16 protein-coding genes are annotated in these 12137 nt (G+C 68.7%); 7 read left to right on the top strand and 9 right to left on the bottom strand.

The window, feature by feature from the left end; all coding sequences use genetic code 11:
• Positions 1-22 precede the first annotated feature (22 nt).
• The 4 genes from RZE77_RS04720 to RZE77_RS04705 are packed head-to-tail and all read left to right on the top strand — an operon-like array spanning position 23 to position 2365.
• Entirely contained in the window at positions 23-223 is a 201-nt protein-coding gene (locus RZE77_RS04720; RefSeq protein WP_319440904.1) for a CbtB domain-containing protein, read from the top strand.
• A 14-nt stretch (positions 224-237) separates the two neighbouring features.
• A complete protein-coding gene (locus RZE77_RS04715; RefSeq protein WP_319440903.1) occupies positions 238-1035 on the top strand; it encodes a CbtA family protein in 798 nt (265 codons plus the stop codon).
• Positions 1032-2012 (top strand): precorrin-3B C(17)-methyltransferase, encoded by a 981-nt coding sequence (gene cobJ, locus RZE77_RS04710; protein WP_319440902.1) that lies wholly within the window; start codon positions 1032-1034, stop codon positions 2010-2012. Before RZE77_RS04715 ends, cobJ begins: the two co-directional genes overlap by 4 nt.
• A complete protein-coding gene (locus tag RZE77_RS04705) occupies positions 2009-2365 on the top strand; it encodes a (2Fe-2S) ferredoxin domain-containing protein (RefSeq protein ID WP_319440901.1) in 357 nt (118 codons plus the stop codon). The genes cobJ and RZE77_RS04705 overlap by 4 nt, the downstream gene beginning before the upstream one ends.
• 16 nt (positions 2366-2381) lie before the next feature.
• Here the strand turns inward: RZE77_RS04705 and RZE77_RS04700 are convergent, their stop codons facing one another.
• From RZE77_RS04700 to RZE77_RS04685, 4 genes are all read right to left on the bottom strand, one after another.
• The gene (locus RZE77_RS04700) at positions 2382-3614 is read right to left on the bottom strand and encodes a dihydrolipoamide acetyltransferase family protein (RefSeq protein ID WP_319440900.1); all 1233 of its coding nucleotides are present in this window, start codon (positions 3612-3614) and stop codon (positions 2382-2384) included.
• Positions 3615-4628 carry an alpha-ketoacid dehydrogenase subunit beta gene (locus RZE77_RS04695; RefSeq protein ID WP_319440899.1) on the bottom strand — a complete coding sequence of 338 codons (1014 nt, stop codon included), beginning with the start codon at positions 4626-4628 and terminating at the stop codon, positions 3615-3617.
• A 4-nt stretch (positions 4629-4632) separates the two neighbouring features.
• Complete coding sequence (locus RZE77_RS04690; RefSeq protein WP_319440898.1) at positions 4633-5874, bottom strand: 3-methyl-2-oxobutanoate dehydrogenase (2-methylpropanoyl-transferring) subunit alpha; 1242 nt, start codon at positions 5872-5874, stop codon at positions 4633-4635.
• Between the two features lie 101 nt (positions 5875-5975).
• On the bottom strand, positions 5976-6254 hold the full coding sequence (locus RZE77_RS04685; protein WP_319440897.1) for a GIY-YIG nuclease family protein: 279 nt from the start codon (positions 6252-6254) through the stop codon (positions 5976-5978).
• Between the two features lie 156 nt (positions 6255-6410).
• Here RZE77_RS04685 and RZE77_RS04680 point away from each other — a divergent pair, with 156 nt between their 5' ends.
• Both RZE77_RS04680 and RZE77_RS04675 read left to right on the top strand, forming a co-directional pair.
• Entirely contained in the window at positions 6411-6722 is a 312-nt protein-coding gene (locus tag RZE77_RS04680; protein ID WP_319440896.1) for a hypothetical protein, read from the top strand.
• Positions 6723-6778: 56 nt separating this feature from the next.
• On the top strand, positions 6779-7069 hold the full coding sequence (locus RZE77_RS04675; protein ID WP_012746156.1) for a DUF1330 domain-containing protein: 291 nt from the start codon (positions 6779-6781) through the stop codon (positions 7067-7069).
• Between the two features lie 47 nt (positions 7070-7116).
• Here the strand turns inward: RZE77_RS04675 and RZE77_RS04670 are convergent, their stop codons facing one another.
• From RZE77_RS04670 to glmS, 5 genes are all read right to left on the bottom strand, one after another.
• Positions 7117-7437: a DUF2845 domain-containing protein gene (locus RZE77_RS04670; protein WP_319440895.1), complete on the bottom strand. Its 321-nt coding sequence runs from the start codon at positions 7435-7437 to the stop codon at positions 7117-7119.
• A gap of 58 nt (positions 7438-7495) precedes the next feature.
• On the bottom strand, positions 7496-7981 hold the full coding sequence (locus RZE77_RS04665; RefSeq protein ID WP_319440894.1) for a GFA family protein: 486 nt from the start codon (positions 7979-7981) through the stop codon (positions 7496-7498).
• Positions 7982-8045: 64 nt separating this feature from the next.
• Complete coding sequence (locus RZE77_RS04660; RefSeq protein ID WP_319440893.1) at positions 8046-8402, bottom strand: DUF2200 domain-containing protein; 357 nt, start codon at positions 8400-8402, stop codon at positions 8046-8048.
• A gap of 8 nt (positions 8403-8410) precedes the next feature.
• Positions 8411-9535 carry a 3-deoxy-7-phosphoheptulonate synthase gene (locus tag RZE77_RS04655; protein WP_012746152.1) on the bottom strand — a complete coding sequence of 375 codons (1125 nt, stop codon included), beginning with the start codon at positions 9533-9535 and terminating at the stop codon, positions 8411-8413.
• A gap of 79 nt (positions 9536-9614) precedes the next feature.
• Positions 9615-11495: a glutamine--fructose-6-phosphate transaminase (isomerizing) gene (gene glmS, locus RZE77_RS04650; RefSeq protein ID WP_319440892.1), complete on the bottom strand. Its 1881-nt coding sequence runs from the start codon at positions 11493-11495 to the stop codon at positions 9615-9617.
• A gap of 141 nt (positions 11496-11636) precedes the next feature.
• Here glmS and RZE77_RS04645 point away from each other — a divergent pair, with 141 nt between their 5' ends.
• Positions 11637-12122 (top strand): Lrp/AsnC family transcriptional regulator, encoded by a 486-nt coding sequence (locus RZE77_RS04645; RefSeq protein ID WP_124960874.1) that lies wholly within the window; start codon positions 11637-11639, stop codon positions 12120-12122.
• Positions 12123-12137 lie beyond the last annotated feature (15 nt).

Here is a 12137-nt window from a genome sequence, read left to right as displayed (position 1 = left end):
ACCCTCTCGAATGGAACCCGCAATGAACGCCTCCTCCACGCACACCACTTCCCCCACCGGCGGCTTCGCCCATGCCGGCACGCCGCGCAGCCTGCTGCTGCAACTGGCCGGCGCCGCGGCGCTGGGCCTGTTCGTCCTGTACGGCGTCGCCTTTGCCGAAAGCCCGCTCGCGCACAACGCCGCACACGACGTGCGCCACGTCACGGTCAAGCCCTGCCACTGAGCGCGGAACGTCCCATGATCTTCCAACGACTGATCTGGTCCGCGCTGGCGGCGGCCGTGCTGGTGGGCAGCGTGCAGACCGGCGTGCAGCAGTGGCAGGCCGCGCCGATCATCCAAGCCGCCGAAAGCTACGAGTCGCAGAAGGCCGCGCCTGCAGACCACGGCCACGGCCATGACGCGGCCCATGCCCACGGCGCTGCCGTCGAGGCTGCGCCGTGGCAGCCCGAAGACGGCGCCGAGCGCAGCTTCTGGAGCTGGGTCGCCAACATGCTGCATGCCTTCAGCATGGCGCTGCTGGTGCTCGCGGCGATGGGCGTCTGCCTCTGGCGCGGCGCCCGCATGCGCTCGCTGCCGCTGGCGCTGCTGGTGTCTGCCGCCGGCTGGCTGAGCTTTCACTTCTGGCCCTCGCTCGGGCTGCCGGCCGAGATCCCCGGCATGGATGCGGCCCGGCTGGGCTCGCGCCAGGGCTGGTGGGTGCTGGCCGCGGCCGGCGCGGCGCTGGCCTGCATCTCGCTTGCGGGCCTGCGCAGCGCCTTGCGCTGGCCCGCGGCCGCGGCCTGGCTCGCGCTGCCTTTCGTGGTGGGTGCGCCGCAGGCCGCAGGCGACCCCTTCGCGGGCTTCGGGCCCGAGGCACAGGCCGCACTGCGGGCGCTCGATGCCCGCTTCATCTGGGTGACCACCTGGATCTCGCTGAGTTTCTGGGCCTCGACGGGCCTGGCCTGCGGCCTGGCCTTCGAGCGCTGGCTGCGGCCGGCGCTGGCCGCTGCGTTCAGCCATGCGCGCACTGCACCGGCACTGGAGGTGAATCCATGAGCGGAAAGATTTCATTGGTCGGCATCGGCCCCGGCCACCACGACCACATGACGGGCCGCGCCCTGGCCGCGATCGCCGAAGCCGACGTGGTGGTCGGCTACAGCACCTACATCAAGCTGGTGGCCGACCTGCTCGAGGGCAAGGAAGTGATCCGCAAGGGCATGACCGAGGAGCTCGACCGCGCGGTCAATGCGCTCGAATGTGCCCGCGAGGGCAAGAAGGTGGCGCTGATCTCCAGCGGCGATGCCGGTGTCTACGGCATGGCCGGCCCGACCTACGAGGTGCTGTTCCAGGCCGGCTGGACGCCGGACTCCGACATCGCCGTCGAGGTGGTGCCCGGCGCGTCGGCCATCAACGCCTGCGCGGCGCTGGTGGGCGCGCCGCTCACGCACGACTTCTGCTCGATCTCGCTGAGCGACCTGCTCACGCCCTGGCCCGTGATCGCGCGGCGGCTCGATGCGGTGGCGGCGGCCGACTTCGTGGTGGCCCTCTACAACCCGAAGAGCGGACGGCGCACCCAGCAGATCGTGCAGGCGCAGCAGCTCTTCCTGCGGCACCGGCGGCCGGACACGCCGGTGGCGGTGGTCAAGTCGGCCTACCGGCGGCGCGAGCGCATCGAGTTCACCACGCTCGCCCACATGAGCGAGTGCGACATCGGCATGCTGACGACCGTGCTCATCGGCAACAGCCACACCTTCGTGCAGCACGGCCTCATGGTCACGCCGCGCGGCTATGCCAACAAGTACGACCTGGACGACGGCGGCAACACGCGCAGCGGCGAGAAGCCCGGCCGCTCGCTGTCGACCGGCCTGCTGGGCTGGATGGCCAACTTGCGCGCCGACCACGCCGAGGGCGCGAGCGCTGCCGCGCTGGCGGCGCAGCACCGCCTGCCGGTCGACTACATCGAGGCCGTGCTGGCCGCACCGGCCGAGGAAGAAAGCGCCGCGGCTGCGCCGCTCGAGGAGACGCAGGAATGAGCGAGGTCGTCAAGCCCAAGATCGGCGGCTACAAGCGCCACCTGCTGGTCTGCACCGGACCGCGCTGCAGCCCCGACGGCGCCTCGCAGGACCTGTTCGACAGCCTGGGCGACAAGTTCAAGGCTGCGGGCCTCCACGAGGGTGCGCTGCGCGTCAAGCGCAGCCGCGTCGGCTGCTTCGCGGCCTGCAAGGGCGGACCGGTGATGTGCGTGCAGCCCGACGGCACCTGGTACTACAACGTCACGCCGGAGAACATGGACCGCATCCTGTCGCAGCACCTGGTGGGCGGCGTCGTGGTGGAAGACCTGGTGTTCCACCAGGGCCCGGGCCTCGCGCCGGACGAGGGCGCCTGAGGCGCCGCGGCGTCGGCTATTCGACAAAAAGCAGCGCCGGGCATTCGAGCGAGGCTCGCACGGCCTGCACGAACTCCGCCGCCAGCTGGCCGTCGACCACGCGGTGGTCGAAGGAGGAGGACAGGTTCATCATGCGCCGCGCAACCACGGCGCCATCCTTCATCACCGGGCGCTGCACGATGCGGTTGACGCCGACGATCGCGACCTCGGGCGCATTGATGATCGGCGTGGACGCGATGCCGCCCAGTGCGCCAAGGCTGGTGATGGTGAGGGTCGAGCCGCTCAGCTCGTCGCGCGTGGCGCGGCCGGCGCGCGCGGCCTCCGCCAGGCGCGCGATCTCGGTTGCACTGGACCAGGGGTCGCGCGCCTCGGCGTGGCGCAGCACCGGCACCATGAGGCCGACCGCGGTCTGGGTCGCGATGCCGGCATGCACCGCGCCATGGCGCGTGAGCACGCCGGTCTCGTCGTCGAAGCGGGCATTGACCTGCGGAAAGCGCGGCACCGCCAGCACGATGGCGCGCACCAGCAGCGGCAGCAGCGTCAGGTGCGCCCGCTCGCTGCCCCAGCGTTCGTTGAGCCGCGCGCGCAGCAGCTCCAGCTCGGTCACGTCGACTTCCTCGACGTAGGTGAAGTGCGGAATGCGGCGCATCGCATCCTGCATGCGCTGCGCGATGCGGCGGCGCACGCCGGTCACGGGCACGGCCTCCTCGTCGTGGCGCTCCGCGTAGCGCGGCGGGCTCGGCGCCTGCGCGCCCTGCCTGCGGAGCAGCCAGGCGTCGAGGTCCTCGTGCAGGATGCGGCCTTCCGCGGCGCTGCCCGGCACCTGCTGCAGGTCGATCCCGAGCACGGCGGCGCGATGGCGCACCGCGGGTGCGGCGAGCGGCTTGCCGGCCGATGGCGGCGTGCGCACGGCCGGTGGAGATGTCGCCGCCGCCGCTGTTGCCACTGCAGGTGCAGGTGCCGGCGCGCGGGCGGGTGCGGCCGGCACCTGCACCGCCTCGCCCTGCGCCTCCACGTCGATCCGGATCAGCTCCGCACCCACCGCCATCTGCTGCCCCACTTCGCCGCCGAGCGCGAGCACCTTGCCCGCGACTGGCGAGGGAATCTCGACGGTGGCCTTGTCGGTCATCACGTCGGCCAGCACCTGGTCTTCGGCCACCGTGTCGCCGGGCTGCACGCGCCACGCCACCAGCTCCACCTCGGCAATGCCTTCGCCAAGGTCCGGCACCTTGATTGCATGCGTGCCCATTCAGTTCTCCATGACGCGGCGCATCGCCGCGCCGACGCGCGCCGGGCCCGGAAAGTAGGCCCACTCCTGTGCATGCGGATAGGGCGTGTCCCAGCCGGCCACGCGCTCGATCGGCGCCTCCAGGTGATGGAAGCAATGCTCCTGCACCAGCGCCGTGAGCTCGGCGCCGAAGCCGTTGGTGCGCGTGGCCTCGTGCACGATCACGCAGCGGCCGGTCTTCCTGACCGAGGCGACCAGCGTCTCCAGGTCCAGCGGCCACAGGCTGCGCAGGTCGATGATCTCGGCATCGATGCCGGTCTCTTGCGCGGCCGCTTCCGAGACAAAGACCATGGTGCCGTAGCTGATCACCGTCAGGTCGGCGCCGGGGCGGAACACGGTGGCCGACTCCAGCGGCACCGTGTAGTAGCCCTCGGGCACTTCGCCGAGCGGATGCGCCGACCACGACACCAGCGGCCGCTCGTGGTGGCCGTCGAAGGGCCCGTTGTACAGCCGCTTGGGCTCGAGGAAGATGACGGGGTCGTCGTTCTCGATCGAGGCGATCAGGAGGCCCTTGGCATCGCGCGGATTGGAAGGCATCACCGTGCGCAGCCCGCAGACGTGAGTGAACAGCGCCTCGGGGCTCTGGCTGTGCGTCTGGCCGCCGTAGATGCCGCCGCCGCAGGGCATGCGGATGGTGATCGGCGCGGTGAAGTCGCCGGCCGAGCGGTAGCGCAGGCGCGCCGCCTCGGACACGATCTGGTCGTAGGCCGGATAGACGTAGTCGGCAAACTGCACTTCCACCACCGGGCGCAGGCCGTAGGCACCCATGCCGATGGCCGAGCCGACGATGCCGCCCTCGTTGATCGGCGCATCGAACACGCGCGAGCGGCCGTACTTGGCCTGCAGGCCTTCGGTGCAGCGGAACACGCCGCCGAAGTAGCCCACGTCCTGGCCGTAGATGATCACGTTGTCGTCGCGCTCGAGCATCACGTCCATGGCGGAGCGCAGGGCCTGGATCATGGTCATCGAGGCCATGGCGTCATCCCTCGGACGACAGCTGCGCGCGCTGCCGCTTCAGGTGCTCGGGCATCTCCTTGTAGACGTCCTCGAACATGGTCGCGGCGCCGGCGACGTGGCCGTCGGCCATCGAGCCGAAGCGCTCGGCCTCCTTCAGCGCGGTGTTCACCTGCGCCTCCAGGTCGGCCTGCGTCTGCTCGTGCTCCTGCTGCGACCAGGCGCCGATGGACCTCAGGTGCTGCGCCAGGCGCGGGATCGGATCGCCCAGCGGAAAATGCGCCCAGTCGTCGGCCGGACGGTAGCGCGAAGGGTCGTCGGAGGTCGAGTGCGCGCCGGCGCGGTAGGTCACCCATTCGATCAGCGTCGGCCCGAGGTTGCTGCGCGCACGCTCCGCGGCCCAGCGCGAGGCCGCCAGCACCGCGAGAAAGTCGTTGCCGTCGACGCGCAGCGACGCGATGCCGCAGCCCACGCCGCGCGCCGCGAAGGTGGTGGCCTCGCCGCCGGCAATCGCCTGGAAGGTCGAGATCGCCCACTGGTTGTTGACCACGTTGAGGATCACCGGCGCGCGGTACACATGCGCGAAGGTCAGCGCCGTGTGGAAGTCCGACTCGGCGGTGGCGCCGTCGCCGATCCATCCCGAGGCAATGCGCGTGTCGCCCTTGATCGCCGAGGCCATGCCCCAGCCCACCGCCTGGATGAACTGCGTGGCCAGGTTGCCCGAGATCGAGAAGAAGCCGGCCCGCTTCATCGAATAGCACACCGGCAGCTGCCGCCCCTTGAGCGGGTCGCGCTCGTTGGACATCAGCTCGCAGATCAGCTCGAGCAGCGTCACGTCGTCGCGCGCCAGCAGCAGGCCCTGCTGGCGGTAGGTGGGAAAGCACATGTCGCCCTGCTGCAGCACCAGCGCGTGGCCGGTGGCAATGGCCTCCTCGCCAAGGCACTGGATGTAGAACGAGATCTTCTTTTGCCGTTGCGCGATCAGCATGCGGGCATCGAAGGCGCGCGTCTTCATCATTGCGCGCAGGCCGCGGCGCAGCAGCTCGGGGTCGGCCTCGGGCGCCCACGGGCCGACTGCGCGGCCATCATCGTCGAGCACGCGTACCAGCGTGTAGGCCAGGTCGCTGGTGTCGGCCGGCGATGCGTCGACCGGGGGTTTTCGCACCTCGCCGGCACGCGACAGGTGGAGATAGGAAAAGTCGGTCTCATGCCCTGGCCGCCCGGTGGGCTCCGGCACATGCAGACGAAGAGATACGCCCTGGCTCATCGCGTTGTCTCCGCGCTCGATGGAATCGCTCGCCAGCAAAGCCTAGCGAATTTCAGGCGGGAGCGCAGCCGGTCAAGCGCGCATTTTTTCTTGCCGGCGCCTCAGGCCTCGGCGTCGAAGAAGGCCAGCTTGCGCGCGCGGGGCAATGCCTTGACCCTGATCTCCGCCCGCAGCGCGGCGCCCTTGTCAGGGTAGGCGCGCGCTGCAAGCACGCGCAGCGGAGGACGCGCGCGCGTGAATTTCGCGCCCAGCCCGAACACATGCTGGAAGAAGCGCTGCTCCACGTCGAGCGCGATCCCTGTGTAGTAGACGCCGCCTTCGCATTCCAGGAGATAGAGCCAGTAGGGCACAGGATCGAGGTCGGGAAGGGATCGGGGCATGGCGCGGATTGTGCCGCCGCAGCCGCCCTTCGCCGGAGTCGGCTTTGGCGGAACGGCGAGGGGAACGCGCCGTTGCGGGGGTACAGTGGGCGGCTGAGCCCAGGCCGACGGCGGTTGCCGAAACGCTATCGGGCTCTCCACGAATGGAGGTTGAACATGGCCCAGCATGCAATTACCGCTGTTCACTTCAGCGACGGGAAGATCGACCTCGTCGCGATTCACCCGGTGGTGGAGCAGGAGTTCGGCTCGACCGAATTCGCGCTTGGTGCGGCACGGCGGATCGGCATCGGCGAATGCGTGGAACTCCTCGCCGCCGGCGAGGAAGTGTGCCTTGCACGGCGCACCGAAAGCCATGCCTGGGAAGTCATTTGCGATGTCCAGCTCCTGCCGGGCGGCGCCGGCATCACCGGTGTCGACATCGTGGGCCGCCCCAACGATGCGTTGAACGAACTTCCTGCGTGGGACTGAGGGCGCAACGGGCAAGCTATATTGCGCGCTCAGCAACAGACAGAGAAGAAATCACCATGGCAAAAGCCTACTGGGTCAGCGCGTACCGTGCCGTCAACGACGCCGACAAACTCGCGGCCTACGCAAAACTGGCCGGCCCGGCCATCACTGCCGGCGGCGGCCGCTTCCTGGCGCGCGGCCTGCCCGCCGAGGTCTACGAGTTCGGTCTTTCCCAACGCACCGTGCTGATCGAGTTCGACAGCGTCGAGCAAGCCAGGGCCGTGCATGACAGTCCCGACTACCAGGCCGCGCTTGACGCGCTGGGCGATGGCGCCGAACGGGACCTGCGGATCATCGAAGGGGTCTGAGACTTCCGGGGGATCGGGCTCTCAGGGCATGTCCGGTGTCCTGGCTTTCACCGGCTGCGCTCGCCGTCGCGCACGGATTCGATTGCGCCGTTGTAGATGCGCACGACGCCGAGGAATGCACCGGGACCCCGGTCGTATGTCCACTCCTCCATGGGAACGCACTGGTTCGCAAGAACCGCCTGCGGACTGCCCGCACGGTACGGCGTCACGACCCAGCCAAGCTGCAGCATCGGCACGCAGACGCTCTGGCGATAGATCGGCTCGCCGCATTTTTGAAGCAGCGACACGGGCGAATCACCCTTGCCCACGAGCGAACCGTTGCAGCCCATCGATTGGGAAGCCCCGGCGGACGGAACAAGGATGGCCATGAACGCCGCCGCGAGCCCAAGGCTCCAGCGGTGGGGGTGAGAACTTTTTGAGAGGAGCTCAGGCATCGCCCGTGCGCGCCATGCGCGGTGTATCGAAGCACGCAGGCGTCTGGGGCGAGCCGGCCAGGTCCGCGCGGGCAAACTGGAAGCAGTCGATGCCGGCAGGAAGCACCACGCCCGTTTGCGCCGAACTGGTCCAGATGTGCGAGCTGATCGATACGGAGTTCGGCTCGTCGAACGCCCCACGGGAGATCCCGCGGTACTCGGGCCAGCGCTCGAACGTGAGCGTGACCGTGGTGCCGCATCGGGGGCAGAAGTGAACATGCACCTGCCTTGAACTGCTTTCCGGTTTGTGCGAGTACCTTGCCATCGGCGCGCCCGAGAACTGGACCGCGTCCACCGGATACATCGACTCCGCGTACGACGTCGAGCCCGTCACCCGCTGGCAGAACCTGCAGTGGCATTGCAAGGTGCGCATGGGCTCGCCCAGGGCGACAAAGCGCACGGCCCCGCACAGGCACCCTCCATCACGTCGAGTGGTCACGCCGATCTCCTCCTGTGCCAATACTGCGGATAAGGTGCCATGGGATGCAATGCCTGACGGTCAGTCAGTCCTGCTGACGGAGGATCTTCTCCATCTTCCTGCCCTTCGCGAGCTCGTCGACCAGTTTGTCCAGATAGCGGATCTTCTGCATCAGAGGATCGTCGACTTCCTCGACGCGGACACCGCAGACCACGCCCTTGATCAGCGCGCTGTTCGGGTTCATGGCTGGCGCCTCCGCAAAGAAGGCCTCGAGATCCTTCTCCTGTTCGATCTGCCGCTCCAGGCCCGCCTGGTCGTAGCCGGTCAGCCAGCGAATGACCTGATCCACTTCTTCCTTCGTCCGGTTCTTGCGCTCGGCCTTCTGGACGTACATCGGATAGATCTTCGCAAACGCCGTCGCAAAAATTCGATGCTTGGGCATGGCCGCTCTCAAGCCTTCGGCAGGCGCCGCCTTGCCTTGACCGCCGACGCCAGGCCCTCGAGCACCGGCACCGTCTGTGCAAAGCCGATGCAGGCATCGGTGATCGAGACGCCGTGCTTCAGCGCCGCGCCGGGCTTCAGGTCCTGCCGCCCTTCCTCGAGATGGCTCTCGATCATGAGGCCCGTGATGCGCCGCTCGCCGGCCGCGATCTGCGCCGCCACGTCCTCTGCGACCACGATCTGCCGCTGGTGCTGCTTGCTGCTGTTGCCGTGCGAGACGTCGATCATCACCTGCGGCCGCAGCCCGTTCGCCAGCAGCGCCTCGCAGCTGGATGCGACATCCGCGGCCGAATAGTTGGGCGCCTTGCCGCCGCGCAGGATCACGTGGCAGTCGTCGTTGCCGCGCGTCTCGAAGATCGCCGCCATGCCCATCTTGGTCATGCCCATGAAGGCATGCGGCGCGCGGGCCGCGAGGATCGCGTCGGCCGCGACCTTCACGCTGCCGTCCGTGCCGTTCTTGAAGCCCACCGGGCAGCTCAGGCCCGACGCCAGCTGTCGATGGCTCTGGCTCTCGGTGGTGCGGGCGCCGATGGCACCCCAGGCGATCAGGTCGGCAATGAACTGCGGGCTCAGCAGGTCGAGGAATTCGGTGCCGGTCGGCAGGCCCAGGGTGGTCAGCTCGAGCAGCAGGCGCCGCGCACGCTCCAGCCCCTCGTTGATCGCGAAGCTGCCGTCCAGGTGCGGGTCGTTGATGTAGCCCTTCCAGCCCACGGTGGTGCGCGGCTTCTCGAAATAGGCACGCATCACGATCAGGAGGTCGTCCTGCAGCGAGTCGGCGACGGTCTTCAGGCGCTGCGCGTATTCGATCGCCTGGTCGTGGTCATGGATGGAGCAAGGGCCGACCACGACGACCAGCCGGTCGTCGCGGCCGTGCAGCACGTCGGCGATGGCCGCGCGGCTGCCTTCGACCAGCGCCAGCGTGTTGTCGCGCACGGGCACGCGCTCCTGCAGCAAGGCAGGGGTGATGAGCGGACGGACGGCGCCGATGCGCACGTCGTCGATCCGGGTGGTGTCGAGCGTGCTGTCGCGGGAGCCGATCTCGGCATCGTGGAGGGGGTCGTCGAGGCGGGGCATGGTGGTGGCAGGCTGTGATTTCGAACGGAGTTTCTTCGATTGTCCTCTCGAAGGTGCCGGCCCCCGCAGCCCCGCGCCCTCACTCCACCGTCACGCTCTTCGCCAGATTGCGCGGCTTGTCGACATCGGTACCCCGAGCGCAGGCCGTGTGGTAGGCCAGCAATTGCAGCGGCACCACGTGCAGCAGCGGCGAGAGCGCGCCGTAGTGCTCGGGCATGCGGATCACGTGCAGGCCTTCGCTGCCCTTGATCCTGGTGTCGCCGTCGGCCAGCACGTAGAGCACGCCGCCGCGCGCGCGCACTTCCTGCAGGTTGCTCTTGAGCTTTTCGAGCAGGGTGTCGTTGGGCGCCACGGCCACCACGGGCATCTCGCTCGTCACCAGCGCGAGCGGGCCGTGCTTGAGCTCGCCGGCGGCATACGCCTCGGCGTGGATGTAGGTCACTTCCTTGAGCTTGAGCGCGCCTTCGAGCGCGATCGGGTAGTGCAGCCCGCGGCCCAGGAACAGCGCGTTGTCCTTGCGCGCGAAGTCTTCGGCCCAGCCGATGATCTGCGGCTCGAGCGCGAGCACCGACTGCAGCGCGACGGGCAGGTGGCGCATCTCCTTCAGGTAGCGCGCCTCGTCGGCTTCGCTCAGGCGCCCCTTGGTCTGCGCGATGGCGAGCGTCAGCAAAAACAAACCGGCCAGCTGCGTGGTGAAGGCCTTGGTCGAGGCCACGCCAATCTCCACGCCGGCGCGCGTGATGTAGGCGAGCTTGCATTCGCGCACCATGGCGCTGGTGGCCACGTTGCAGATGGTCAGCGTCTGTTCCATGCCGAGCGAGCGCGCATGCTTCAAGGCGGCCAGTGTGTCGGCCGTTTCGCCCGACTGGCTGATGGTGACCACCAGCGTCTTCGGATCGGGCACCGAATCGCGGTAGCGGTACTCGCTCGCGATCTCGACCTGCGTCGAGATCTTCGCGATGCTCTCGAGCCAGTACTTGGCGGTGCAGCCGCTGTAGTAGCTGGTGCCGCAGGCCAGGATGAGAATCTTGTCGATGTCCTTGAACACGCGGTGCGCGCTGGCGCCGGTGGCGCCGTCCTGCCCGACGCCGTCGAACAGCTCGGGCACGATGCCGGCCACGCCCTCGAGCGTGTCGCCGATGGCGCGCGGCTGCTCGAAGATTTCCTTCTGCATGTAGTGGCGGTACGGGCCGAGCTCGGCCGCGCCGCTGTGCGCCTGCACGGTGCGCACCTGGCGCTGCACGGGCTTGTGGTTGCGGTCGACGATCCAGTACTTGCCGGGCTGCAGGTCGACCACGTCGCCTTCCTCGAGGTAGACGATCTGGTCGGTCACGCCGGCCAGCGCCATGGCGTCGCTCGCGAGGAAGTTCTCGCCGCCCTCCTTGCCCGCGCCCAGGATCAGCGGCGAGCCCGCGCGCGCGCCCACCACGCGCTGCGGCTCGTCGCGGCACATCACGGCGATGGCATAGGCGCCGTGCAGTTGCAGCACCGCGGCTTTCACGGCCTCGAACAGGTCGCCGTCGTAGAGGCTGTCGACGAGGTGGGCGATGACCTCGGTGTCGGTCTGGCTCTCGAACACGTAGCCCTTGGCTTCGAGCGCCGCGCGCAGGGTTTCGTGGTTCTCGATGATGCCGTTGTGCACCAGCGCGATGCGGCCCGGCCGCGCGCCCTGCGCATCGGCGCCCGGGCCGTGGCTGAAGTGCGGGTGGGCGTTGTGCACGGCGGGCGCGCCGTGCGTGGCCCAGCGCGTGTGGGCGATGCCGGTCAGGCCTTCGACATGGTCTTCGCGCACCTGCGTGACGAGGTCCGCCACACGCGAGGTGGTGCGCGCCCGCGTGAGCCCGCCCGCATGGACCGCCACGCCGCAGGAGTCGTAGCCGCGGTATTCGAGCCTCTGCAGGCCCTGGACCAGGACCGGAACGATGTTGCGATGGGACGCTGCGCCGACGATGCCGCACATGGTGAGCTGCCTTTGAATCTTGAAGAAGAGGCTCGATGGTAGGAATCAGTCGGAAAAATATGCGATCGAAATTGGACTGATTTCGAACTTTTCTTTCATACATCCAGTCAACTGGATTTTTATTCCATAATTTCATTGAATATGGAATCAATTTCCCTGGATGCAATAGACCTTCGCCTGCTCGACGCGCTCCAGCGCGACGCCTCGCAGACCAACCAGCGGCTGGCCGCCGAGGTGGGCATCTCGCCGCCCACCTGCCTGCGCCGCGTGCAGCGCCTGCGGCAGGAGCGGCTGATCGAGCGCCAGGTCGCGCTGCTCTCGCCCGACCGGCTCGCGGCGGTGCTGGGCCATGGCCTGCAGGCGGTGGTCGAGATTTCGCTGGACCGGCAGGACGCCGCGGCCCTCGACGCCTTCGAGGCCCGCGTGATTGCCGACGATGCCGTGCAGCAATGCTGGCGCGTCTCGCCGGGGCCGGACTTCGTGCTGGTGGTGGCGGCGCGCGACATGCCGGACTACGGCGCGCTGGCGCAGCGCCTGTTCACGGCCGACGCCAATGTGCGCAACGTCAAGGCCTTCTTCAGCCTGAAGCGCGCGAAGTTCGAGCCCCGGGTGCCGCTCACGCCCTGAGGCGCCGCGGCAGGC

This window comes from Variovorax sp. SPNA7, assembly GCF_033807855.1.
Lineage (GTDB): Bacteria > Pseudomonadota > Gammaproteobacteria > Burkholderiales > Burkholderiaceae_C > Variovorax > Variovorax beijingensis.
The sequence above is the reverse complement of the archived record's forward strand: the minus strand, read 5'-3'. Positions and strand labels throughout refer to the sequence as shown.

Excerpts from the sequence above, each read along its gene's own strand:
- RZE77_RS04720 (WP_319440904.1), top strand. The coding sequence starts at position 23 with ATGAACGCCTCCTCCACGCACACCACTTCCCCCACCGGCGGCTTCGCC.
- RZE77_RS04715 (WP_319440903.1), top strand. The coding sequence starts at position 238 with ATGATCTTCCAACGACTGATCTGGTCCGCGCTGGCGGCGGCCGTGCTG.
- cobJ (WP_319440902.1), top strand. The coding sequence starts at position 1,032 with ATGAGCGGAAAGATTTCATTGGTCGGCATCGGCCCCGGCCACCACGAC.
- RZE77_RS04705 (WP_319440901.1), top strand. The coding sequence starts at position 2,009 with ATGAGCGAGGTCGTCAAGCCCAAGATCGGCGGCTACAAGCGCCACCTG.
- RZE77_RS04700 (WP_319440900.1), bottom strand. The coding sequence starts at position 3,614 with ATGGGCACGCATGCAATCAAGGTGCCGGACCTTGGCGAAGGCATTGCC.
- RZE77_RS04695 (WP_319440899.1), bottom strand. The coding sequence starts at position 4,628 with ATGGCCTCGATGACCATGATCCAGGCCCTGCGCTCCGCCATGGACGTG.
- RZE77_RS04690 (WP_319440898.1), bottom strand. The coding sequence starts at position 5,874 with ATGAGCCAGGGCGTATCTCTTCGTCTGCATGTGCCGGAGCCCACCGGG.
- RZE77_RS04685 (WP_319440897.1), bottom strand. The coding sequence starts at position 6,254 with ATGCCCCGATCCCTTCCCGACCTCGATCCTGTGCCCTACTGGCTCTAT.
- RZE77_RS04680 (WP_319440896.1), top strand. The coding sequence starts at position 6,411 with ATGGCCCAGCATGCAATTACCGCTGTTCACTTCAGCGACGGGAAGATC.
- RZE77_RS04675 (WP_012746156.1), top strand. The coding sequence starts at position 6,779 with ATGGCAAAAGCCTACTGGGTCAGCGCGTACCGTGCCGTCAACGACGCC.
- RZE77_RS04670 (WP_319440895.1), bottom strand. The coding sequence starts at position 7,437 with ATGGCCATCCTTGTTCCGTCCGCCGGGGCTTCCCAATCGATGGGCTGC.
- RZE77_RS04660 (WP_319440893.1), bottom strand. The coding sequence starts at position 8,402 with ATGCCCAAGCATCGAATTTTTGCGACGGCGTTTGCGAAGATCTATCCG.
- RZE77_RS04655 (WP_012746152.1), bottom strand. The coding sequence starts at position 9,535 with ATGCCCCGCCTCGACGACCCCCTCCACGATGCCGAGATCGGCTCCCGC.
- glmS (WP_319440892.1), bottom strand. The coding sequence starts at position 11,495 with ATGTGCGGCATCGTCGGCGCAGCGTCCCATCGCAACATCGTTCCGGTC.
- RZE77_RS04645 (WP_124960874.1), top strand. The coding sequence starts at position 11,637 with ATGGAATCAATTTCCCTGGATGCAATAGACCTTCGCCTGCTCGACGCG.